A 21,847-nucleotide genomic window follows, 5' to 3' on the forward strand; every position below is an offset into this window, starting at 1 on the left:
GCTTGGGCAACAATATAAAAATATTATAACATATGGGCGGGCTTTTGTAAAATATCCCTCAACTATACTTTGTAAAATTTCTATGAACACAGTTGTCTGCGGTGCTGTGCGACAGTTAAGGTATTTTCAGATACGCCAACAGAAAAGTCACGGCAGGCGGAGGAGATAAGCATATCGCTTATGCGATTTTCTATGAGGGCGGTAATTATGTGGCGTATCTCTCGTGCAGAGCCGCTTTTTGAAAGTGCCTGCTTTGCGATAAAATGGTAGACCTCTGGCTGACAGGCGAGTGTACAGCCAAGTTCAGAGAGCCTTTTTTCAAGAGCGGATATTTCAAGGCGTGTAATGTTTTCCATATCGGAAAGGGTAAGGTCGTTAAAAACAATCACCTCATCTATCCTGCCTAAAAGCTCGGGAGACATAAAGCTTTTAAGCTCTGAGAGCATGGCTTTTTTCTTGGCTTCGCCATTTGACTTGCTGTTTGAAAAGCCCACGGCCTTGGTTTCGGCAAGCTTTTTCACGCCGATATTCGAGGTCATTATTATAAGGACATTGGAGAAAGAAACTGTCCTGCCAGCGGAGTCGGTAAGACAGCCGTCCTCTAGTATCTGCAAAAGCAGGTTGTAGATGTCAGGGTGAGCCTTTTCTATTTCGTCAAGAAGAAGCACACAGTAGGGCTTGCGGCGAATTTGTTCGGTGAGCCTGCCACCCTCGTCAAAGCCAACATATCCAGGGGGCGAGCCTATGAGCTTTGAAACGCTGTGGCGTTCCATGTATTCTGACATATCAAGCTTTACAATGGCATTATCTCTGCCAAAAAGCGTTTTGGCAAGATCTTTTGCAAGCTGGCTCTTGCCCACTCCCGTTGACCCTAAGAAAATAAAGCTTCCCATGGGGCGGTCGCTGCCCTTTAGTCCTGCACGACAGCGGCGGACGGCAGAGCAGAGTGACTTTATAGCCGTCTGCTGTCCCACAATGCTTTCGCTTAGCTTATCTTCAAGCCCTGTGAGCCTTGCGGCTTCGTCCTGTCCGATATCGGCGCAGTTTATGCCTGTGAGCGATGAAATAACGCTGTCAATGTGCCTTTTTTCAAGTGGTATGCGTTTTGGGCGGCACTCTGTTATGGCGGTGAGATATTCGTCACGGGTGAGCTTGCCTTTCACATAATCGTTGAAAGCGTCTGATATTTTCTCACCAGAATTATTTTCGCTTTGCTCTATGACCGCACAGGCACAGGCTTCGTCAAGGATATCAATTGCTTTGTCAGGAAAAAATCTGTCGGTGACATACCTTGCGGCAAGCTTAACTGCATATGGTATAAGGTCAGGGGAGATGTCAACGCTGTGGTGCTGTTCATATTTGTCTATAAGACCGCTGAGGATACGGCAGGTCTGGCTTTGATCAGGCTCATCTATCTTCACTTTCTGAAAGCGTCGCTCCATAGCTGAGTCTTTTTCAATATTTTTGCGGTATTCCTCAAAAGTCGTTGCGCCTATGAGCTGTAGACCGCCCCTTGCAAGCTGTGGTTTCAGGATATTTGCAGCGTCTATTGCACCCTCTGCCGCTCCTGCACCCATTATGTTGTGAAGCTCATCAATGAAAAGTATCACATTTCCAGCCTTTGCGGCTTCGTCCATACAGCTTTTCAATCGCTCCTCAAAGTCCCCACGATATTTTGCTCCTGCAAGGAGGGCAGTTATATCAAGGGAGAAGATCCGCTTTGAGGACAACGCAGACGGCACTTCTCCAAGCATGATCTTTCTCGCAAGCCCCTCCACAACAGCGGTCTTTCCCACACCTGCCTCACCTACAAGGCAGGGATTGTTCTTTGTGCGGCGGCAGAGTATCTCCATGATACGTTCTGTTTCAGCTTCTCTGCCTATGCAGGGGTCGAATTTTTCGCACTCGCTTTTGCGTGTAAGCTCTCTGCCGTAGCGTTCAAGGGTCTTTAGCTTTGGATAATTTCTGTCTGAAAAAATATTAGGCTCGTTGCCTGACAATGAGCAATCGTTGTACATCTTGTTGCAGTTCACCCCTAACTGCTGCAATATCTCAAAGGCACAGCAATCACTGCGGCGGAGTATCATAGCAAGAATGTATTCCGTTCCTGCGATACCGCCACCCATGCTCTCGCACAGCCTTTTTGCGCCTTTTAAAACAGCGGCAGCGTTAGGAGTGATGTCATTTTTCGTAAGACGGCATGGTGTGCCTCTGCCTATGATGTATTCTATCTGCTCCTCTATCCTTTGAGCCGTGACCTCGTGGCGCAGAAGCACTGCACAGGCTGTGGAGTCCTCCTCATAGGCGGCAGAGAGCAGGATATGCTCAGTGCCGATATAAGTATGCCCCCAGCTTCCTGCCAGAGTGACGGCATTTTTCACAAGCTCTCTTGCCCTTGGTGTAAAGCTGTCGTTATCAAAAAACTGTTCGTTCATAAAATTCACCCCTTAAAATGTTTAAGACAAAGCTTTGTCTTAGCTACATTCTTGACAGTTTTGCGTCTTGTTATTCTAGCATTTTTATCGCTTTTATATTCTTATGCACAGGACAAATTCTCCTTGCAGATTTTTTTTGTAACACATTTTTCTCTGCGTCATAAACTGTAATATAAAGCAACGGAGCAAAGCTTCAGCTTTATAAATCTTAATAAAAAAGGAGATTTCATTTATGAACGGTTGTGGATTTGGCGGTTGTTGGTGGATCATTATCCTTATTCTCATATTCTGCTGTGGCTGCGGCGGTTGCGGAAATGGCTGTGGTGGTTGCGGAAACGGCTGCGGTGGTTGTGGCTGCGACAATGGTTGCGGCGGCTGCGGATGCTGATCTGACGGCAAATAAAAGACGGCGGAGCATTACGCTTCGCCGCTTTTTTTTATTTATCTTCTTTTTCCAAACGCTTTTCAAGGCGTTTCACAATAGTTTTCAGTGCTTTTATTCGGGCGTATTTTTTATCGTTGCCTTCAAGTATCGTCCATGGTGCTATATCTGTGGAGGTAAGTGTTATCATGCGGTCAACATATTTCTCATAGGTGTCCCACTTTTCACGGTTGCGCCAATCCTCATCGGTTATCTTCCAACGCTTTTCAGGCGTGTTCTCACGCTCGTTAAAACGGCGGAGCTGTTCGTCTTTATCTACATTCACCCAGAATTTTATTATCTCTGCGCCCCAATCATGAAGCTGGCTTTCAAATTCGTTTATCTCACGATAAGCCATGTTCACACGTTCCTCGGGGGTGAGCTTTTCGATAGGCTCGACCATTACTCTGCCATACCATGTGCGGTCAAAGATAGTAAAGTGACCATTCTTTTCAAGACGTGTCCAGAAACGCCATAGATAGTGTCTTGCAAGCTCTGACGGTTCGGGTGCAGCGATAGGGTGAACTTCATAGCCCCTTGGATCAAGGGCCGCCGCAATGCGCTTGATATTTCCGCCTTTTCCTGCTGCATCCCAGCCTTCATAGCATATTATAACAGGTATCTTCTTCTGATAGCAGAGATTTTGCAGCTTGAAAAGCTTGTCCTGATATTTTTTCAGCTTTTTCTCATATTCCGCTTCGTCAAGGGACTTGTTCATATCCACTTCTGCAAGAGCAGGCATTTCAATAGTTTTATATTCAGGATAATTGTATCCGCAGGTGTCGAACTGTGGTTCGGGAATATAATGTTCGCCCTTTTCCTTGGCGGAAACTGCAGTGCTTACTGCCTTTGTGACCGCTGTCAGCACTTCAAGCTCAGCAGAGGCACGTTCATTTGCCCCAACGCAAGTCCACGGAGCAAATGCCGTGTTTGTGCTTTCAAGCATTTTGTCATATCTGCGGAAAAACTTATCGTATTTTTCCATGTTCTTTATATCGTGGCTTTCCACACGCCAGCTTGTAACAGAGGAGTTCTCCAGCTTTTCGATACGCTTTTTCTGCTCGTCTTCGGTAATGTGCAGGAAAATTTTCACGATAACATATCCGTCATCTGTAAGCTGCCTTTCAAAGGTGCAGATATCTTCAAGACGTGTGTCCCTTGTTTCCTTGTCTATCTCACCATACATAAAGGCGTTCACAGTGTCACGATACCAGCTTCGGTCAAGGATAAGAAACTCACCTTTTTTCGGCAGCGTCTGCCAGTAACGCCACAGCCATGGCATACGTTTTTCCTGCTCATTCGGTGCACGAAATGACACCACCTTGTAAAAACGTGGGTCAAGAGAGCGTATGAGCTTTGCTATCATTGAGCCTTTTCCTGCGGCAGACCAGCCGTCAAATGTGATTATAACAGGCACTCCTGCGGTCTTTATTTTGTTTTCAAGCAGGGTGAGCTGTTCTCTCAGCCCTTTTAGCTGTTCGGATATCTCTGATTTTTCTGTGTTTTTCTGTATGATCTTTTCAAGCATTGCTATCTCTCCTCTTTCCACTAAATTGTTATTATCACAACTTAATTTATTTGATTTATGTATATTATACACATTTTATCTTTAATTGTATATAGACATTTTTCATGAAAATGCTATCTCTTTTTTGTTAATACGGAGTTAATATTATTGGTTTATACTAATATGATATAAAATATCTCGCAAAGGATGGCAGTGATATGTCAAAAAAAGACGAAAAGGACATTAATATATCAAAGCTCGACAAAAGTCTGGAGGGTCAGGGTCTGTTGGAGGACGCTGATGACGCAGAGTATGAGCGCACGCTGGCTCAGCAAAGGCGTGAGGCTGAGGAGCGTGAAAGGCAGGTTTTAGAGCAGGCGGAAGCTGAAAGACGTGAGCGTGAACGTCAGGAAGAAAAGGAACGTGAACGCAGGCTTGCTCAGGAGCGTATCGAGCTTATGAAGCTCAAAAGCGGAGTTATCGATGAAAGCGAGTCTTCCATAAAGGAAGAGCATGACCAGATAAGAGAGCTTCATGGCTTTGAAAAGGTGCAGAATTTCTTTTATCACAACAAGGTGTGGATAATCTTTACAATATTTATCATAGCGGTGGCGGCATTTATTTTTATTGACGCTGCAAGGCGTGAAAAGGCTGACCTGACAGTGCTTATGATCGCAAACAACGGCTTGGAAACACGTCAGGAGGAACTGGAGGAGTTCTTTGAAAAATACACGGACGATCTTGACGGCAATGGTTATGTCCATGTTGAGGTCATTATGATTCCGCTAAATTCTCACAGCGACGATTATCAGCAGCAGAACGTGAACAGCACTAAGTTCTTGGCACAGCTTCAGGGGGGCGAGTCTATACTTGTTATAACAGACTCAAACACTGACGAGGAGTTCAAGTCAATAATGACTCCTGAGTTGCCAAAGGAATTTCCGAACAACAAGTATGTTGATGATATGGGCATGAGCTGGAACATGGAGGTCATGGCAAAGGAGCTTAACTTCGAGAATATGCCGAATGATATCCACCTTTCAATGAGAACGCCAGTTAAGACTTTGGGCGACTCCAAGGAAACTATGCAGGAGAATTATGATAAGGCGTTCAAAGTTTTCAAACGCATAGTTGACGATATGACTGAGAAAGCCGTAGAGGCAGGAGATAAGGGCCTTACAACTGAGCCTGTCCACTATGATGACAGCAGTTTGGAAAGCTCCGATAGCACAGAAAGCTCAGAAAATAAGTAACAGATATTTGGCTGTAGTGGACGGCGTTCTCGACGTCCCGTATGACAAAGTAAAGAACAGCGGACAACCACTTTCCTGTGGCTGTCCGCTTTGTAATTAGTATTGATAATCGTAATAAGTGTTGTCCTGATAATAGCCGTCTGTATAGCCGTCAGACTGACTTGACTGTGTGTCGGAAGCGTTCAGGCTTGAACAGTTCTGATCTTCGGCATATTTGTAATCAGAGGTGACACCAAGATATTCTTCAAGGCAAAGACCGCTCTTTGTGACAGCTTCGGCTTTTTCCTTGCCGAGATAGCGGATATGCCACGGCTCATACACATAGCCTGTTTTATCCTCCTTGCCGTCAGGGTAGCGGATAATGAAGCCGTACTCTGCACAGTGTTCAGCCAGCCAGTTGGCTTCGGGAGTACCTGCAAAGCTGTTCTCGGTGGTGTTCACATCAAAGGTCAGACCTGTCTGATGTTCCGAATGTCCCGGACGGGAAGATACCTCGTCTGCGGCTTCTGTGCCACGCTCTGCGGCATAGGAGTTGTAAAGATACTCCTGATCCTGATATGAACGATAGCTTGAATTTACAAAGAGTGTTATGCCGTCCTGAGCCGCCGCCGCTGCCATTTCGTCAAAGGCGTTCTGTGCAATTGTGCTTACGCCCGGTGCATAATCTGATGGCAGGGAGTAGGTCTTGTTCACTATAAGAATGCCGTCAACAAAGGTCATGCCGTTTGATTGCTCTATCTTATGCTTTGTTTCTTCTGCTTTGCTGTTGTCGGAGGTTTTCTTTTTGGTGGTGGTCTTAGCCTCAGCCTGCTTTGTGCTTTCGGTCTGTGATGATGAATCAGCCGCAGGCTTGTTGTCTGACTTTCCGCCACAGGCTTTCACTATCACAAAAATTATCACCAAAAGAATTGCTATGGCAATGATACGGTTTTTCATAACACGCCTGTGTTCTCTTGCACGCCTTTCGGCACGGCGCTTTTCCATTTCAATGCGCATTCTTTCGTATTCTTCGTCACGATAAGCGCTGTATTCGTCAGGCTGGCTATTAGTGCTTTGAGATAAATTCTCGTTATTAGTCTGATTATTCATAAATATCCTCTTTTTTGTAATTTATTTTTTACGCTTTGTGCTGCCTTTATTATATCACAGACACATAAAATATTCAAGTCGGATATTGTCGGCTTATTTCATAACATAAACATAGCATTGATATAGCGGCATAGATTCGTATTCATCATTATCTGGGTCATTCCACATATGGTCTTTTCTTTCCTGAACTATATCATCATGGAAAAAGCAAACACCAAGATATGTGTAATCTTCCAAGCCGTTGATCAGATTGTCACCGTAAGAGAGACCGAAGCTTGCATTATTTTTTAACCAAGTAAAAAGCTCTGTGTATGCCTCGTCATAGTCTGAAACACAGCTGTTGTTTGCTGTGAATTGTCGTATTTTGCTGTTGTTAGGCAGACCGACCTCAGAGAGATGTTCGTATACGTTGCCAATGCCTTGGCAGTAGTCATCCATTTGATACAGGCTCTTTTGCAGACATTCATCAAGCTGTCCGCTTGCACGGAGCGGTTTCAGACCATATTTCTCACGGAGAGGATTTACATAATCGAGCAGGTCAAGGGTCATCTGACTTGCACCATCAGGGGAGTAATATTCAGGCTCGACAGGCTCGTCCTGCTGAGTATCTTCTGTGTTTTCCTGGGGTATATCCTGCTGTATCTCAGGCTCTGTCACAGGCTCAGTCACTTTTTCTGTAGTGGAAGTGGTGGTGACTGCGGCGGCTTTTGACTCTGCTAATGCCGCCCCTTCTGCAATATCTGACGCAAGGGCAGCCTTGTCAGGCTCACGCTTTTTTGTGGTAGTAGTCATGACAGTGGTGACGGGAGGCAGAGTAGTTGTCACAGGTGTATTTGTGGTGACTGTGGCAGTAGATCGAGGTGTGCTTTTTTTCACAGCCGTGGTCTTATCACTATTGTTATTATAAGTATACACCCCGAAAACAGTTGCGGATGCTAACGCCACAGCGATTATTGGTGTGGTTATTTTTGCTTTTAAAAACACTTTTTTGGGGGTAGCGAGAACTATTTCTTGCCTCTTGTTTATTTCGCTCATGCAGCCAAAGCAGAAAATGGAATCGTCATGAAGAATTCTTCCGCAATTAGGACATTTTTTCATATTTTAGTTTTCTCCTGATCTTACTAAGCACATTGTACAGCTCTTCCGCAGTGCTATATCTGTCGTCTGGATTGATAGAAAGGCATTTCTTTATAACTTTCAGAATTTTCTTGTTTTCGCACATTTTGACCGACGGGTGTTCACCTGTCAAAAGAACGTTCAGAAGCACTGCCAGAGAATAGAGATCTGTTCTTGCGTCAGATTGCTGCATACCGAATTGTTCAGGTGCGGCAAAGCCTACAGTTCCTAAAGTCTGGGTGTCAGAGCGTTGATTAGATTTATAAATTTTAGAAATATCAAAATCTATAATCTTGACATTATTGTCGTCACATATTATAATATTATCAGGCTTTATATCACGGTGAACGATGCCGCTGCTGTGAAGAGCATACAATCCCTGACATATGGAGCAGGTAATGTTCAGGGCATCGTGTTCTGCTAGTGTTTCGCCGTTTGCATAATCCGTAAGAGTCATGCCGTCGCAGAATTCTTCATAGATAGTATACGCTTCAGTGCTTTCGGAGATCTCGTAGATACGGCAAAGATATGGATTATTTATCAATGCGAGCCTTTGATATACAGAAACGTCAGCAGGCTTATAGATAATGTGCCGCACCATTTTTACACCTGTGTCACTCTCTAAAATGACTTTTTCGTGCTTGCTGTTTTTAAATAGATAGTTTTTGCAGTCGAACATTTTGTCGATCTGTTCTGTTTCAAAATCATATAAGCTTTTTTGTGACATATTTCTCATCTCCAATGTAAAAATGTAAAAAATAAATTATTATAGGAAGGAACTGGTGACATGAAAAAAACAACACAGCTTATGGAGGAGCTAAATGGAAGCGATGATATCAACAGTTTTCTAAGCAACAATAAGGATTCTCTTGACAGACAGGATTTTGCACGTTATCTTTGTGAGCTTGTGAAAAAGAAAAAGATGACAAAGATAGAGGTCATAAGAATATCCCAGCTAAATCAAATATATGGATATCAGATTTTTGCAGGAGCAAGACTTCCAAGCAAGGATAAGATAATCGCTATCGCACTTGCTATGAAGCTTGATGTTGATACCGTTCAGCGACTTCTGACCCTTGCGGGTGAAGCTCAGCTTTATCCTAAAAACACCCGTGATTGCATACTCATTGACGCAATAAACAAAGGCTATGATGTGGCAAAGCTCAACAAAGTGCTTTTTGAAAATGGTTCACAGTGCCTTAAATAACGATCGTTTCATAAAGCAGCTCCGGTTCTTCGGAGCTGCTTTTTTATTATCGTAACAAATATTGTATCACATTTTGACAAGGTTTTCAAGAGTTGTCAGAACATAAAAACACACGCCGCAGAAAATTTCCGCGGCGTGTTTCTCACTATTTAACTCTTATGGAACGAGAGTTGTAGTTGTTGCCTTATCCTTTGCAGATGTAGTTGTTTCTGCTACAGAAGAATCGGTCTTTGCTGTTGTTGTGGTCGTAGTTGTTGCTTCGCTTGCTGCAGCCGATGAAGAATCGTCAGTTGCAGGCTTTGAAGCCGCACCAGCCTTAGTTGTTGTGTAACCCTCGGCTTCAATTACCTTTTTCTTGAAATCTGCTTCTTTGTTGTAGTAAGATGTTGAGAAGTAAGGCTCTTCAGTAAATGTTTCACCTGTTGCAACGATGTTTGAGCAGTAGATCGAAGCATAGAATGAAACTGCCTTTTTCTCCTTATCTGTCTTTACAGTTATCTTGTAAAGATTGTAGAGTGCATTTGTGTTCTCCCAAGAATCATAATTCTTCTTGTTTGTGAATGCAACATAAGTGTCAACGTAATCAAAAGACTCGATAGATGTTACCTTGCCGTCAAAGTCAGCAGGATATGGAGCGTAATGACCCTTTATATCCTTTCTCATGTCTTCAATCTTGTCGTCAAGATATGACTGATAGCTGTCCATAGCAGCCTTACCGTTGTCAGCTGTTACATATGCAGGGAATGTTTCGTCAACTGTTATTTCCTTAACATAAACAGTGTCGCCCCAATCGTTTGTTTCAGTTTTGCCGGAAAGTGTGATACCATTTCTTGCAAGTGAGGAATAAGGGCTGCAAGTTACCTTGAATGTGCCGCCGATGCCAATATAATCATCGCATGATACTGAGTAAGAAACATTGTCCTTAAGAGCAGCAGGGATAGACTCGTCCTTTACTGAGTAAGGCTTAACAAATGGAACACCGCCTGAGCATTCAAATTCAAGTCCCTCGAACGGGTCGATCTCCTGAGTTTTTTCAAGGCCCTCAACAGTGAAATCCTTTGTTACCTTGCCGTCCTTAACGTCGGCTGTTTTGTATGTATAATACTTGTCGTCATATTCAAACCAAGTCATGTCACCGCTTTCTTCTGCGCCATAAACGTCTATGTTAGCTGTAACAGTGTACTTGTCGCCGTTTTTCAGATCTGACTTGTAGTCATAATCATAGTAGATAAATGGATATGCTGAGTCATATGAAACGTCAGCAGAGCCGTTGCCGTCAAAGCCTGAGAACTTGACCTCAACGCCCTTGAAGAAGTCGATCTCCTCACCATTTTTAAGATCCTTTACAGTTACCTCAAACTCAGTGTTCTTTAGCTTTATGTTCTTGTCTTTGAGAGAATCCTCGTTGTACTTTACTGTGCATTTTACCTTGTCACCGTTTTTAAGATTCTTGTTTGCTTTCTTATCAAAAGTGATCTTCAGCTTATACTCACCATCGCTATTTGTTTTGAGAAGGGCATTTCTCATCTTCTTAGCTTCTGTAAAATCATCAGCTTTGTTAAATGCTTTTGTAAGAGTTTTCTTGTCAAGTGCAAAATACTTGCTTACCTTTGATGACTTGTCAGATGAGCTTGCATAGTCGGAAAGATCATCAAGGTCGCCAAGGTCAAGATCGGTCTCGTCAGCAAGGTCGCCGAGAGCGCTTGTAGCGTCTGCCATTGAATAGTAGCTCTTGTCATAGCAGTTAAGCTCTGCCTCAACATAGCCACAGCCGTCAATGCCCTTAAATTCAAACTTGAAAAGATCCTTTGCGTCGATCACCTGATATTTAAGAATGTTGCACAGAATGATGATCGCAACGATAACAATGATAAGAGCTGCAGCGGCGATAAGTGTTATCTTCTTGTGACCCTTTACCCATTCGCCAAGCTTAGCAAAAGGATTTGGCTTTGCAGCCGCAGGAGCTGCTGCCTGAGCGTAGTTGTTTGCTGGTTGTGCATACTGCTGGTCATACTGAGGAGCCTGCTGCTGTACAGGCTGAGCCTGCTGAACGGGTGCCTGAGCAGGTGCTGCCTGCTGTGTGGAAATGCCTGCTTCGGCTTCCATTTCGGCGATAGACGCACCGCAGCCGCCACAGAATTTTTCTTCTGGACCTATTGGCGCTCCGCACTTAGCACAAAACTTGATAGTGTTCATTTCATACCTCCATTGATACTTCTTTTCTAAACAGGATAAAATTTTTTATCCTATTCATACATTCTAAGTATAATATTAGCAGAAAGAAAAGTCAAGAAAAACTCGTTGAAACCGCCTTGTTCTGTATGATTTTTGTAGATTTGTACAATAACGCAAGAAAAAATCATACACTTTGATAACGTTTTAGACACAATTTTTCTACATTAAAAAACCGAATATAAATGGGGATACTGAGTGTGGTATATCTTCTCTGTCCATGAGCGTATGCTCTCGCACTCTGACAAAAATTCCTCAGAGCCCTTTTCCAATAGGGCTGGGAGCTTTGCCACTGCATAGGAGATATCATCGAGTGTGCAGGATTGTGCTATATATGATATTCTTACATAATATTTATTCCAGGCATTTTCGAGTTCTTCGAGCCGTTGGGCTGTGTCGCTGTCATCATTTCTGTAGCTGTTTTCAGCGGCGTTCACAAGGCTTATGAACTTATCGTTTTCTTTTTTTACCGCAAATACGGAGAACACTGACATGGCGGCTATGACAGTGAGGATAATAATGCAGGCGGTCAATCTTTTCATTGTGATTGCTCCTTTATACTTTTTTCTTGCCCTTGTCTTTTCTTATGGCAACTATCTGCCCTGAGGGGTCAGCGGTGCAGATGTAAACATCTTTCAGGGGCATACCCTTTTCTCCTAGCTTTTTCATGAGCCACTTTTCGTCCTTGCCGATAAGACCAAGGGCGGAGTATATTATCCTTCCGTTGTCGACAACGAGCTGTGGAGGGTCGGTCTGAGATCCTTTTATGCCCATTCCGCCATTGTTCACAGGTCTAAACTGTGCTTTCTGATAGACCGATATCTTGCCTGTTGTTTCCACCACCGCAAGCTGTACCTCGTTTATATCGAATATACCCATGCTTCTTAGGGACTCCAAAAGATCGTCTGCAGAAAAACGCAGGTCTTTGAGCTGTTTTTGATCTATGATCCCACGGGTTACGACTATTTTCGGAGAGCCGCATATGAGCTTTCTAAGCCCTCTGAATTTAAGCGAGCAGTGAGAGAGTATAACGTCAAGGCACACCAGCGTGAATATAGGCACTATGCCCATTGACATTGGTATAGTCATATCCTCGATAGGCAGGGTGGCGATGTTTGAAAGCAGAAGCGTTATAACAAGCTCCGAGGGCTGTAATTCGCCTATCTGCCTTTTGCCCATAAGGCGTATGCTTATGACAATGAGTATATAAAGTATTACGGCTCTGAAAAAAACTATCAGCATTTTGTTTTCCTCCAATATGGTCAAAGCTATTTTTTGCAGCTTTAATGCAGAATATTCTGATAACAGCCGCAGATAATAAATACAACAAAATTTCATGTAGGAGAAACAAAATGAATACACCCGATTTCAGAAACTACAAAAACGCTGAGATAGATAAGACCATTGACGCCGCCATGACTTCCCTTCGCACCATAACAGGCAATTCAATGGATCTTAACATAATGAATGTGAAGATATGCTCCGTAAGCTGTGCGTTGGTATCCATAGAGGGAATGATCTCAACGAGCGCAATGTCAGAGCTTATTTTCAGACCTATAATGGAGCTTTCTGCACAAAAGTCAAAGGGCAATGCAGAGCAGGTATTCGACTTCCTGACAAAAGAAAGCCTGCTTGCCGCCGAGAGAAAAACGGTCTTTAATTATGGTGACGTCATACAGTTTTTGTTTTCGGGCTTTGCGGTCATATTTGTGGAGGGGCTTTCAAAGGCTGTTGTTTACGGTATCCAAGGTTACGACAAGCGGTCGGTTTCTGAGCCTGCAAGCGAGCAGACTATAATGTGCGCACAGGATTCTTTTACGGAAACAATAAGAACTAATATTTCTCTTGTGCGCCGACGAATGAAAACACCATCGCTGAGGTTTGAGATGATGCAGATAGGAAAGCGTTCTTCCACCGACGTGTGCATGGTCTACATGAGCGACCGGGCAAGCTCAGACGCTGTGGACAGGCTGAGAAAACAGCTCAAAGGCATAAAGCTTGATACTGTTCTTACAAGCGGATATATCGAACCTTTTATCGACGAAGGCTTCGGTTCGTCAGTGTTTTCACAAATGGCTTATTCCGAAAGGCCTGATATGATATGCACAAGGCTAAATCAGGGCAGGATATGTGTTTTTGTGGACGGCACGCCATTTGTGCTTATTTGTCCTTCGCTTTTTGCGGAAAATTTTCAGACCATGGACGATTTTGCGGAAAAGCCTTTTTACGTCACCTTTATGCGGTGGCTGAAATATATTGCGTTCTTTCTAGCGGTGGCTTTTCCGGGTCTGTATGTTGCACTGGCGAGCTTTCACCCTGAGGTCTTCACATTGAAGCTTCTTCTGAATCTTGCAGTTTCAGAGGAGTCAACGCCTTATCCGTTGACAGTGGAGGTGCTTGTGCTAATGCTTCTATTTGAGATAATGAAAGAAGCAGGCTTGCGGCTTCCAAAGCCTGTGGGAAGCACTGTTTCTATAGTGGGCGGTCTTATCATAGGCGACGCTGCCGTAAAAAGCGGACTTGTGTCCGCCCCTCTGCTTATAGTGGTGGGGATAACCACAACATCATCGTTCGTTATACCGAGCCTTTATCAGCAGACGGCTATATTAAGGCTAGTGTATATCCTGGTGGGCGGTGGCTCGGGACTTTATGGCATTGCACTTTGCACTGTGCTTTTGATGATAAATATAAACTCCATGGACGACCTTGCAGTATCTTACACCGCGCCTGTTACGCCATTTTTCTCAAAGGGTATAAAGGACGTTATTTCAAGGCGGAGCTTTCGGTCATATGAGAAAACTCACAGCACCATTAAAGAATACAAGCTTGACGAAAAGGGGGGAAGCCAATGAAAAAGCTTACGCCAATGCAGTTTTTTGCAATGCTTATCTGTACAAGAGCCTTTTCAATGATGACATTTCTCCCTGAAAGCACCGCAAACGCTTTGGAGCTTATGCTTGGAACAGTGCTGTCTACAGTTTTTCAGATAGTTATGATATGCGGTATGGCGGCTTTCCACAAGCGTTTTCCTAATGATGACCCATGCACTCTTGTGGTGAGCCGTTCAAAGTGGGCAGGCAGGGGAGTTTGTACATTGTATCTTGCATATTTTCTTACAGTGTCATTTTATGTTATCGGCACCTTCACCTATTTTATGGATTATTATTTTTCTGATTATATACCACGGCTCATGATAGTTCTCAGCGTTGTCGCCTGCGGGATATATGTTGCAATGTCAGGCCTTGGGGTCATAGGAAAAACGGGAACAGTGCTTTTTGTACTTTTTCTCTTTGTGACATCTATCCTTGTTATAAGCTCTCTTGAAGATTTCACATTCGTTGATTTTCACCTTGCGGAAAGAAACGTTGGAAAAGGCATTTTTCATTCTGCTGTCAGCGAGCTTGCAAGAAGCTCTTATCTTGCAGTGATAGTTTTTCTTTTACCCTCAACAAAGGGCAATGCAGCAAAAACGTCTGTGTATTTTCTGCTCACAAGGCTTGCCCTTGTTGAAATAGTCTTAGGCTTTATCACAATGATACTTGGAGATTACACTCTTCTTGCAAAACTGCCATTCTTCGCACTTGCGGCATTTTCACGCACTGCCATAATAGAACGCTATGACGCCGCTGTTATGGGCGTGTGGGTAATGCTCTCGGTATATAAGCTGGGAGTATATTTCCATTGTTCAGGGAGATGCCTGAGATATGTTTTTCCTAAGCTCGGTTCTGGCTCGGGCGTGATAATAACAGCGGTGATTCCTGCGGCGGCAACGCTTTTCTGGCTCTTGCCTCACAAGTGGGAGAGCATCGCATACGCAGGGCTCAGCCCTATCCCACTCATATTTCTCGGAGGCGTAATACCGCTTCTATGCCTGATATTTGTGAAAAAGGGGGCGAGATCTGATGAAAAAGCGTAAGATACAGGTAGTTGTTGTGCTTTTTATCGCAGCAGTGACGCTGTTGTCTTCTTCTTTCGGCAGGCAGGTGGATATCGAGGAGCGTGTTCTTTGCCACGCCATGGGCGTTGACTATGAAAACGGGGAATACAATGTGTCATTGCAGGTCTTTAAGACCCAGAGTATGGGTTCTGACACTCCTCTTGATGTGAGCCAGTCCAATATACAGACTGTCAATTGCAAAGGCAGGAGTATCCGAGACGCCATTGAGGGCTGTCAGTATCAGCTAGGCAGGGAGATCTTTTTTGGCCATCTTCAAATAATATGCTTTAATAAAAATATAGATCTTTCCTCTCCGGAGAAGCTGTTCTCTTTTGCTATAAAGGACAAAAATGTTTTTCTTGGAGTGGAGCTTTGCCTGGCGGAAAATACTGCAGAGGAGCTTATGAACGTTCAGCTGACAAGGGGAACGATGTCCTCAGAAAACTTCACACAGGTCATAAAAATGGGTGTGAAAAACGGCATAACGGTGGAGTGCCGCCTTATCGATCTGCTTTCCTGCATAAGATCACCGCAGTATATCGCTATGCCAGTTATCTCTATCAAACAACCGCTGGGAGATTTTGCGGAGAGCCATGAGGAAAAGTCAGCGGAACAGCAGGAGCCGCTTTTGGAAATAAAAAAGACCGCCCTTATACGAAAAGGTACGGTGCTTGAGAGTTATCTTTCCCACGCTGACGCATCAGGCTGTCTGTGGTTCACGGGAAAGGCAGAGCAGTATTATGATATGATCGAATATAATGGAAGCCCCATGGACGTTAGGATAACCTCTGACAGCCACAGCCTGAAGCTTGATAACGAGAATGGCAGGCTCGTATGCAGATTGAAGCTCACTGTTCTTGCACACAGTTCTCTTGATATCCGTGACGAGAAAAGCTCAGACCAGGTGGCGGCACTTGTGAAACAGCGCCTTGAAGAAAATATCACAGGGGTGTGGAACAAAGCCCTGTATGAGAACAGGACGGATATTTTTGATGTGTGGCGGCTTTTCCGTCACAAATATCCGCAAAGCTATCTAAAGTATGCCGACCGCCTTGATGAAGTGCTAGGCTCGGTGGAGCTTGAAACGGATATCACCTGTCGGGTGTCATAAGACAGAGCATATCCTCGGGAAGCGGTGCGGTAACAGTCACTATCCTGCCGTTTTCGGGGCTTTGAAAAGTCATTTTCTCGCAGTGGAGAGCCTGACGGCTTATAAGAGGGCTTGCCTCGCCATAAAGGTCATCACCCAGGAGAGGATAGCCCATAAAAGCCGAGTGTACTCTTATTTGATGCGTTCTGCCGGTTTCAAGAAAGAAGTCCACAAGAGAAAGATCTCCCAGCCTTTTGCGTACAAGATAATCCGTTGCGGAATATTGTCCGTCAGCCCTCACACAGCGTTTTATTATAGTTTCCTGCTCCCTTGCGATAGGCGCACAGATACGCCCACCGCAGTGGGGCAGGTCTTTTATTATTCCAACATAGGTCTTTTCAAAGCTTTTTTGGAGCATTGCGGCGCTTCGCTGACTTTTTGCCACAAGCACACAGCCGCTCGTGTTGCGGTCAAGGCGGTTGACAGGTCTAAAAGCGAGGCTTGGATAAAGTGCGGCAAAAAGATTTCCCAGCGTATCGTCACGATGCTTTATTGACGGGTGGCAGGGCATAAAAGGCGGCTTTGAGAACACCACCACCTCGCTGTCCTCATAGAGGATATCAGCTTTCAGGTCAGGATTAGGGTCAAGAGCTTCACCGTCACCCTCGTTTATCATGATGATGTCATTTTCATATACAAGGTCAACAGTGCGGATAAGGACGCCCTTTCTTGTCATGCCGTTTTCAGTGCGTTTGAGCCTTGTTATGAGCCTTTTTGAAAAGCCCCTTGAACGCAGTACACATTCAAGGGCTTTTTCATTTTCTTCTTTTGTTATTGTCACAGTCATTTGCTGTATTTCCTCCAGCGCTTTATCATTGACGGCATTTTGTCCTGCCAGTAGCTTCCCATTATATCCTGCAAAAACACTATATAGCTTAGTCTGAAATATGGATAGATGATAAAAACAGGATATACTAACAGAAGTGCGGGGATATACATAACAAAGCTCAGCAGGAACGAGATATATCTGCCATGCTGACCGTCCATGAGCCTTACAGAAAGATCGCAGGCGTCAAAAATGTTGGTGCGTGGGTTTAGAGTCATTATATATGGCGCAAGGGCAAGGGATATCCAGTAATGCACCATAAGTCCGAAAAACACAACAGACAGACCGAGTGAGAACATGAAACAAAGAAGACCTGCGGAGGTAAGCTCGCTGAGCTTGCATACCCAGCCCCAATAATACACGCTGTAGGTTGAGATAGCGAAAGGTACTGCGGAAAATAATTTCAGTGAATTAATTATAATGGAAGAAAACATGGTGTGGGAATAATATACATAGGAATGTGAGTTTATATACTGCCTCGATCCCACATAGCTGTCTGCTCTTGCAATATCAACAAAAAATCTGCGGACAGTCCACATTTCAAAAGATGCAAAAGGTATAATGACAATGAGGTCAAGAAACCAGAATAGCCTTACGGAAACATGATCTTTTATTCCCTGCCACGAGAAAAAGTACTCCCAGCCAATGCGTTTGAAAAGCATAAAAAGGGCAAGCTCGCACAGACCAAGAAATACAAATACCGCAAACAAAAATGCCGTGAGCGATACGCAGTTTCCCATGTTCTGGCTTATATTTTTTCTTGCCGATAGTTTTATCTCTTTGTTTGTCAAGCCTTTTCCCCCCTCGTTTCTGTTTTTACTGTTTACTTATCCTCTTAGTCGGTATAATAATCCTCAACAGTGTAATCAGGCATTTCCTCATATTTTGGCGGATATGTTCCTATTACCTCGAAAGCGCTTGAACGCTGCCACATGGAAGCTGTCACCATGACTTCAAAGCCCTCGCCGAAATCGCAGGCATAGTCCATAGGCTTCCTTTTCGGAACGCCGAAGCCTGCCAGCATATTCATTATAAGACCTCCGTGGGTGCATACCGCAACATTTGTAAGACCCTCATACATCATATCGGAAATGATGATGTTCAGAGCTTCATAACAGCGGTTTATGACATCTCTTGTTGATTCACCGTTCGGTGGAGGATTGTCAAGTCCTCCTTTTATGAACTGCTCATAATCAGGGTCGTTCATAAGCTCATCAGCGGTCTTGTTCTCAAACTTGCCGAAGTCCATTTCACGAAGCTCGGGCATCTCAGCCACAAGTCTGTTAGGCTGGAGTATAGATATAGTCTGTTTGCACCTTTTTAAAGGCGAGGTGTAGACCTTCTGCACCGAAGGGTAATCGTACTTTTCTATCTTTTCATAAAGCTGGTCAGCACCCTCTCTGCACAGAGGCAAGTCGGTTGTACCGATATAACGTCCGTCAAGATTTGCCTGCGTCATTCCGTGACGGATAAATGCTATTCTGTAGCCTTTCATATTTAAAATACCTGCTTTCTTTTTCTTTTATGATAAGTGCTTTAAAACCTGCACAAATTTTTTTCACTTAAATACGTCATTTTATAGATTTTATATTTACAAATACATAAATTTATAGTATAATAGAATAATGGTTGAAAAACTAATATGATTTTATACATGGGAGATATTACATGAGCAATGACAGCAAAGATGAGCTGACTCTCAGGATAGGTGAGAAGCTTACCGCCGCGAGGATAGAAAGCGGCTATACACAAAGCCGTGCGGCTAGAGCAGTTGGCACCAGCCAGTCTTGCATATCAGCCGTTGAACACGGCAAAAAGCAGAACGTCAATATCATCATTGCTCTTATAAAGCTTTACGGCGCTTCCTATGAAGATGTGTTCGGTTTAGTCAAGGTCAGAGAAAAAAACTCTGCGTTAGGCTGTTTGGACGAGGGAAGCGAGCTGCTGAGGGAGCTTATAAAAGACAGCGGCATAAAGGGTCTTGAAACTCAGACGGACATGGCGGTGAAAATATGCACCTATATGCTTTTGAGAAAGCTTTACTCTGAAAATCCTCATAACTCCCACAAGCTTTTTGAGCTTGACACTGAGGAAACCATGGAACGCTGTGTAAAATATCTTTCCGCTCAGCCTAAAGACCTTGACAGGATCCTTGGTATGGCAGGAAAAAAGGTGAACAGGCTCGAGGTTTCAGTGGGAAAAAATCCTGAACTGAGGGCGTTTATCAAAGAGTGCGAACACATTTTGCTCGCTTGCACATAAGAATTTTGATACCGATGTTATCATACTTCGGATATTATAACACACTTTTCAACTAATTTCAAGTGAGGTATAAAAATGAAAAAGCCTGAAAGGCGGCTGTTTGTATCGGTAGCGTGTGCGGCGGCTCTTATGGTGTGCGGAGCGGTGATGATGCACTTAGATAAAAAGCCTGACGAGGCGACATTTTTCGCCATGGATTGCCCATGCACAGCCGCTGTATACGGTGGCGACGCTGAGGCGGTGAAGGACAGGATAAAGGCTTTGGAAAAGCTTTATTCGCCTTATGAGGAAGGCTCGGAGTTATCGCGGCTCAATGAGAGCGGCAGGCTTGAGCTTTCTGAGGAAACTGCACAGCTTATAGGAAAGAGCATAGAGCTTACAAAAAAATACGGCGGAGCGGATATTTCCGCAGGGGTGCTGACAGCACTTTGGAACGTTACTGGCGATGAGCCGAGAGTGCCTGAGCAAAGTGAGATACAGACTGCTCTTTCCGCTGTGGGATATGAGAATATAAAGATTTCAGGGAGCGAATGTGTCCTTGAAAACGGCACACAGATAGACGTGGGCTGTGACGGAAAGGGCTTTGCCCTTGACGAAGTGAAAAAGCTTTTGGATAGTGAAAAAGCCGATTGTGCGGTGGTGAGCTTTGGCTCGTCAACGCTTCTTTACGGGCAGAAGCCGGATAAAACAGATTTCAAGGTTGCGGTCACAGACCCTTTTGATAACGATAACACCTGCCTTAGCTTCACAAGCGGCGGTGGATTTGTTTCCACTTCTGGTGGATATGAGCGTTATTTTGAAGCACAGGGCAAAAAGTGGAGCCATATTTTTGACCTGACAACAGGCTATCCATGCGAAACAGACCTTGTTTCAGTCACTGTGATAGGGCAGAGCGGCATTGAAACCGATTTTCTGTCTACCTGCATTTTTATTGGCGGAAGCGGTGAGCTTGACAGGTGGCTCAGTGATGAAGATATAGAAGTTATTGCCATTGATGAAAATGGCGTAGTTTATTGCTCTGACAGTATAAAGAGCAGGATAAGTATAAGTGATGATAAATTCAGGTTTGAATAGTCATAAAGTATGATAAGGGGGAAAATTATGAAACTCAACAGCATTTTTCTTTCCCACAAAAAGGGGACGGAAAACAGCGAAACTATCGCCATGCCGCTGCCTGCAAGAGTGAAGATATCCATGTCACAGCACATGGGAGCACCTTGCGAGCCGACAGTTGCCAAGGGTGACAGAGTGCTTGTGGGACAGGTCATAGGCGAAAGCAACGCTTTTATGTCATGCCCTGTTCACTCGTCTGTGTCAGGCACAGTGGCGGCGATATCCGAACTGCTCACAGCAGGCGGAAAGGTGTGCAAAATGGTGGAGATCGACACCGACGGAGAGCAGGAGGTATCACCTGACGTAAAGCCGCCTGTTATAACAGACAAAGCGAGCCTTTGCGAAGCCGTAAGGCAGTCAGGTTGCTGCGGAATGGGCGGTGCAGGCTTCCCGACGCACATAAAGCTCAACTTTGACGAGAACAAATACAAGGTCGATACCCTTGTTATAAACGCCGCTGAGTGTGAGCCTTACATAACAAGCGACTACCGTGAGATGATGGAGAACGCTGACGATGTTATGTGCGGAATAAAGCTCGTGCGTGATATGCTGGGGCTTAAAAAGGTCGTTATCGGCATCGAGGACAACAAGCCACAGGCTATAAAGCTTATGCGTGAAAAGTCGGCTGATGATGAAAGTATCGAAGTAAAGGTGCTGAAGTCATGCTATCCTCAGGGTGCAGAAAAGGTGATAATATTCAACACCACGGGACGTGCAGTTGGCGAGGGTCAGCTTCCGTCAGATCAGGGCGTTATCGTAATGAACGTTACCACAGCAGGCTTTATCGGCGAGTATTCCAAAACAGGTATGCCACTCATATCAAAGCGTATAACTGTTGACGGTGACGTGGTATCTACTCCATGCAATGTGAAAGTACCTATAGGAACTTCTGCGGAGGATATACTGAAATTCGGTGACTGCGATAAAGAAAAGGTTAGAAAAGCCCTTTTTGGCGGTCCTATGATGGGAATGTGCCTTTATGAGCTTGACACCCCTGTGACAAAGACCACAAACGCCATTCTTGCATTTGGTGAAAAGGCTGATAAGAAAAAGGGCATCGAGGACAGGTGCGCACAGACAAACTGCATAAAGTGCGGAAGATGTATCTCTGCTTGTCCGCTGAATCTTATGCCTACAGAGCTTGAAAAGGCTTATGACAGGCGTGATAAGGAAGCTCTTATGAAGCTCAAGGTGGGTCTTTGCATGAACTGCGGTTCGTGTTCATACGTCTGTCCTGCAAAGAGAGATCTTGCAGAGAAAAATCAGCTTGCAAAAGCTTTCATAAGAACATAAGGAGGT

The 21,847-nt window shown here is 44.4% G+C and carries 20 protein-coding genes; 9 read left to right on the forward strand and 11 right to left on the reverse strand.

Features of this window, described 5'->3' with window-relative positions:
* Positions 1 to 80: 80 nt before the first annotated feature.
* Positions 81 to 2,435 (reverse strand): ATP-dependent Clp protease ATP-binding subunit, encoded by a 2,355-nt coding sequence (locus AB5627_RS09920; protein WP_022288525.1) that lies wholly within the window; start codon positions 2,433 to 2,435, stop codon positions 81 to 83.
* Between the two features lie 232 nt (positions 2,436 to 2,667).
* On the opposite strand from AB5627_RS09920, the gene AB5627_RS09925 reads away from it, so the two are divergent.
* On the forward strand, positions 2,668 to 2,823 hold the full coding sequence (locus tag AB5627_RS09925) for a hypothetical protein (RefSeq protein ID WP_022288524.1): 156 nt from the start codon (positions 2,668 to 2,670) through the stop codon (positions 2,821 to 2,823).
* A gap of 49 nt (positions 2,824 to 2,872) precedes the next feature.
* Here AB5627_RS09925 and pap read toward each other — a convergent pair whose 3' ends face one another.
* On the reverse strand, positions 2,873 to 4,384 hold the full coding sequence (gene pap, locus AB5627_RS09930; RefSeq protein ID WP_022288523.1) for a polyphosphate:AMP phosphotransferase: 1,512 nt from the start codon (positions 4,382 to 4,384) through the stop codon (positions 2,873 to 2,875).
* A 197-nt stretch (positions 4,385 to 4,581) separates the two neighbouring features.
* Here pap and AB5627_RS09935 point away from each other — a divergent pair, with 197 nt between their 5' ends.
* Positions 4,582 to 5,616, forward strand: coding sequence for a hypothetical protein (locus AB5627_RS09935; RefSeq protein ID WP_022288522.1), 1,035 nt, complete (start codon positions 4,582 to 4,584; stop codon positions 5,614 to 5,616).
* A 96-nt stretch (positions 5,617 to 5,712) separates the two neighbouring features.
* On the opposite strand, the gene AB5627_RS09940 is transcribed toward AB5627_RS09935, so the two are convergent.
* The 3 genes from AB5627_RS09940 to AB5627_RS09950 form a co-directional block, all read right to left on the reverse strand.
* Entirely contained in the window at positions 5,713 to 6,705 is a 993-nt protein-coding gene (locus AB5627_RS09940; protein ID WP_265290514.1) for a D-alanyl-D-alanine carboxypeptidase family protein, read from the reverse strand.
* Positions 6,706 to 6,798: 93 nt separating this feature from the next.
* Positions 6,799 to 7,803, reverse strand: a complete 1,005-nt coding sequence (locus tag AB5627_RS09945; protein ID WP_265290513.1) for a zinc ribbon domain-containing protein — start codon at positions 7,801 to 7,803, stop codon at positions 6,799 to 6,801.
* Positions 7,787 to 8,548: a serine/threonine-protein kinase gene (locus AB5627_RS09950; RefSeq protein ID WP_022288518.1), complete on the reverse strand. Its 762-nt coding sequence runs from the start codon at positions 8,546 to 8,548 to the stop codon at positions 7,787 to 7,789. The genes AB5627_RS09945 and AB5627_RS09950 overlap by 17 nt, the downstream gene beginning before the upstream one ends.
* A 60-nt stretch (positions 8,549 to 8,608) precedes the next feature.
* Here AB5627_RS09950 and AB5627_RS09955 point away from each other — a divergent pair, with 60 nt between their 5' ends.
* A complete protein-coding gene (locus AB5627_RS09955) occupies positions 8,609 to 9,028 on the forward strand; it encodes a hypothetical protein (protein ID WP_022288517.1) in 420 nt (139 codons plus the stop codon).
* A gap of 156 nt (positions 9,029 to 9,184) precedes the next feature.
* On the opposite strand, the gene AB5627_RS09960 is transcribed toward AB5627_RS09955, so the two are convergent.
* From AB5627_RS09960 to AB5627_RS09970, 3 genes are all read right to left on the reverse strand, one after another.
* Positions 9,185 to 11,224, reverse strand: coding sequence for a zinc ribbon domain-containing protein (locus tag AB5627_RS09960; RefSeq protein ID WP_022288516.1), 2,040 nt, complete (start codon positions 11,222 to 11,224; stop codon positions 9,185 to 9,187).
* Between the two features lie 203 nt (positions 11,225 to 11,427).
* Positions 11,428 to 11,802: a DUF4363 family protein gene (locus tag AB5627_RS09965; protein WP_022288515.1), complete on the reverse strand. Its 375-nt coding sequence runs from the start codon at positions 11,800 to 11,802 to the stop codon at positions 11,428 to 11,430.
* Between the two features lie 13 nt (positions 11,803 to 11,815).
* Positions 11,816 to 12,502, reverse strand: a complete 687-nt coding sequence (locus tag AB5627_RS09970; protein ID WP_022288514.1) for a DUF421 domain-containing protein — start codon at positions 12,500 to 12,502, stop codon at positions 11,816 to 11,818.
* Positions 12,503 to 12,612: 110 nt separating this feature from the next.
* Here AB5627_RS09970 and AB5627_RS09975 point away from each other — a divergent pair, with 110 nt between their 5' ends.
* The 3 genes from AB5627_RS09975 to AB5627_RS09985 are packed head-to-tail and all read left to right on the forward strand — an operon-like array spanning position 12,613 to position 16,308.
* Entirely contained in the window at positions 12,613 to 14,112 is a 1,500-nt protein-coding gene (locus tag AB5627_RS09975; RefSeq protein ID WP_022288513.1) for a spore germination protein, read from the forward strand.
* On the forward strand, positions 14,109 to 15,176 hold the full coding sequence (locus AB5627_RS09980; protein ID WP_022288512.1) for a GerAB/ArcD/ProY family transporter: 1,068 nt from the start codon (positions 14,109 to 14,111) through the stop codon (positions 15,174 to 15,176). The genes AB5627_RS09975 and AB5627_RS09980 overlap by 4 nt, the downstream gene beginning before the upstream one ends.
* Positions 15,163 to 16,308, forward strand: coding sequence for a Ger(x)C family spore germination C-terminal domain-containing protein (locus AB5627_RS09985; protein ID WP_302837572.1), 1,146 nt, complete (start codon positions 15,163 to 15,165; stop codon positions 16,306 to 16,308). The genes AB5627_RS09980 and AB5627_RS09985 overlap by 14 nt, the downstream gene beginning before the upstream one ends.
* On the opposite strand, the gene AB5627_RS09990 is transcribed toward AB5627_RS09985, so the two are convergent.
* The 3 genes from AB5627_RS09990 to AB5627_RS10000 are packed head-to-tail and all read right to left on the reverse strand — an operon-like array spanning position 16,289 to position 18,668.
* On the reverse strand, positions 16,289 to 17,134 hold the full coding sequence (locus tag AB5627_RS09990; RefSeq protein WP_022288509.1) for an RluA family pseudouridine synthase: 846 nt from the start codon (positions 17,132 to 17,134) through the stop codon (positions 16,289 to 16,291). The genes AB5627_RS09985 and AB5627_RS09990 overlap by 20 nt on opposite strands.
* A complete protein-coding gene (locus tag AB5627_RS09995) occupies positions 17,131 to 17,964 on the reverse strand; it encodes a hypothetical protein (protein ID WP_117923377.1) in 834 nt (277 codons plus the stop codon). Before AB5627_RS09995 ends, AB5627_RS09990 begins: the two co-directional genes overlap by 4 nt.
* A 44-nt stretch (positions 17,965 to 18,008) precedes the next feature.
* Positions 18,009 to 18,668, reverse strand: coding sequence for a histidine phosphatase family protein (locus tag AB5627_RS10000; protein ID WP_022288506.1), 660 nt, complete (start codon positions 18,666 to 18,668; stop codon positions 18,009 to 18,011).
* 173 nt (positions 18,669 to 18,841) lie between these two features.
* Here AB5627_RS10000 and AB5627_RS10005 point away from each other — a divergent pair, with 173 nt between their 5' ends.
* The 3 genes from AB5627_RS10005 to rsxC all read left to right on the forward strand — a co-directional run bounded on the left by AB5627_RS10005 (position 18,842) and on the right by rsxC (position 21,841).
* The gene (locus AB5627_RS10005) at positions 18,842 to 19,435 is read left to right on the forward strand and encodes a helix-turn-helix transcriptional regulator (protein WP_022288505.1); all 594 of its coding nucleotides are present in this window, start codon (positions 18,842 to 18,844) and stop codon (positions 19,433 to 19,435) included.
* Between the two features lie 75 nt (positions 19,436 to 19,510).
* Entirely contained in the window at positions 19,511 to 20,509 is a 999-nt protein-coding gene (locus AB5627_RS10010) for an FAD:protein FMN transferase (RefSeq protein ID WP_022288504.1), read from the forward strand.
* Positions 20,510 to 20,536: 27 nt separating this feature from the next.
* Positions 20,537 to 21,841, forward strand: coding sequence for an electron transport complex subunit RsxC (gene rsxC / locus AB5627_RS10015; protein WP_022288503.1), 1,305 nt, complete (start codon positions 20,537 to 20,539; stop codon positions 21,839 to 21,841).
* Positions 21,842 to 21,847: the final 6 nt, after the last annotated feature.

The sequence above is a fragment of the Ruminococcus sp. RTP21198st1_G1_RTP21198_201120 genome, from assembly GCF_040924265.1.
In the GTDB taxonomy this organism is placed as follows: domain Bacteria; phylum Bacillota; class Clostridia; order Oscillospirales; family Ruminococcaceae; genus Hominimerdicola; species Hominimerdicola aceti.

Excerpts from the sequence above, each read along its gene's own strand:
- AB5627_RS09950 (WP_022288518.1), bottom strand. The coding sequence starts at position 8,548 with ATGTCACAAAAAAGCTTATATGATTTTGAAACAGAACAGATCGACAAA.
- AB5627_RS10000 (WP_022288506.1), bottom strand. The coding sequence starts at position 18,668 with ATGAAAGGCTACAGAATAGCATTTATCCGTCACGGAATGACGCAGGCA.
- rsxC (WP_022288503.1), top strand. The coding sequence starts at position 20,537 with ATGAAACTCAACAGCATTTTTCTTTCCCACAAAAAGGGGACGGAAAAC.
- AB5627_RS09940 (WP_265290514.1), bottom strand. The coding sequence starts at position 6,705 with ATGAATAATCAGACTAATAACGAGAATTTATCTCAAAGCACTAATAGC.
- AB5627_RS09965 (WP_022288515.1), bottom strand. The coding sequence starts at position 11,802 with ATGAAAAGATTGACCGCCTGCATTATTATCCTCACTGTCATAGCCGCC.
- AB5627_RS09945 (WP_265290513.1), bottom strand. The coding sequence starts at position 7,803 with ATGAAAAAATGTCCTAATTGCGGAAGAATTCTTCATGACGATTCCATT.
- AB5627_RS09990 (WP_022288509.1), bottom strand. The coding sequence starts at position 17,134 with ATGACTGTGACAATAACAAAAGAAGAAAATGAAAAAGCCCTTGAATGT.
- AB5627_RS09935 (WP_022288522.1), top strand. The coding sequence starts at position 4,582 with ATGTCAAAAAAAGACGAAAAGGACATTAATATATCAAAGCTCGACAAA.
- AB5627_RS09975 (WP_022288513.1), top strand. The coding sequence starts at position 12,613 with ATGAATACACCCGATTTCAGAAACTACAAAAACGCTGAGATAGATAAG.
- AB5627_RS09925 (WP_022288524.1), top strand. The coding sequence starts at position 2,668 with ATGAACGGTTGTGGATTTGGCGGTTGTTGGTGGATCATTATCCTTATT.
- AB5627_RS09985 (WP_302837572.1), top strand. The coding sequence starts at position 15,163 with ATGAAAAAGCGTAAGATACAGGTAGTTGTTGTGCTTTTTATCGCAGCA.
- AB5627_RS09970 (WP_022288514.1), bottom strand. The coding sequence starts at position 12,502 with ATGCTGATAGTTTTTTTCAGAGCCGTAATACTTTATATACTCATTGTC.
- AB5627_RS09955 (WP_022288517.1), top strand. The coding sequence starts at position 8,609 with ATGAAAAAAACAACACAGCTTATGGAGGAGCTAAATGGAAGCGATGAT.
- AB5627_RS10010 (WP_022288504.1), top strand. The coding sequence starts at position 19,511 with ATGAAAAAGCCTGAAAGGCGGCTGTTTGTATCGGTAGCGTGTGCGGCG.
- AB5627_RS10005 (WP_022288505.1), top strand. The coding sequence starts at position 18,842 with ATGAGCAATGACAGCAAAGATGAGCTGACTCTCAGGATAGGTGAGAAG.
- pap (WP_022288523.1), bottom strand. The coding sequence starts at position 4,384 with ATGCTTGAAAAGATCATACAGAAAAACACAGAAAAATCAGAGATATCC.
- AB5627_RS09920 (WP_022288525.1), bottom strand. The coding sequence starts at position 2,435 with ATGAACGAACAGTTTTTTGATAACGACAGCTTTACACCAAGGGCAAGA.
- AB5627_RS09980 (WP_022288512.1), top strand. The coding sequence starts at position 14,109 with ATGAAAAAGCTTACGCCAATGCAGTTTTTTGCAATGCTTATCTGTACA.
- AB5627_RS09960 (WP_022288516.1), bottom strand. The coding sequence starts at position 11,224 with ATGAACACTATCAAGTTTTGTGCTAAGTGCGGAGCGCCAATAGGTCCA.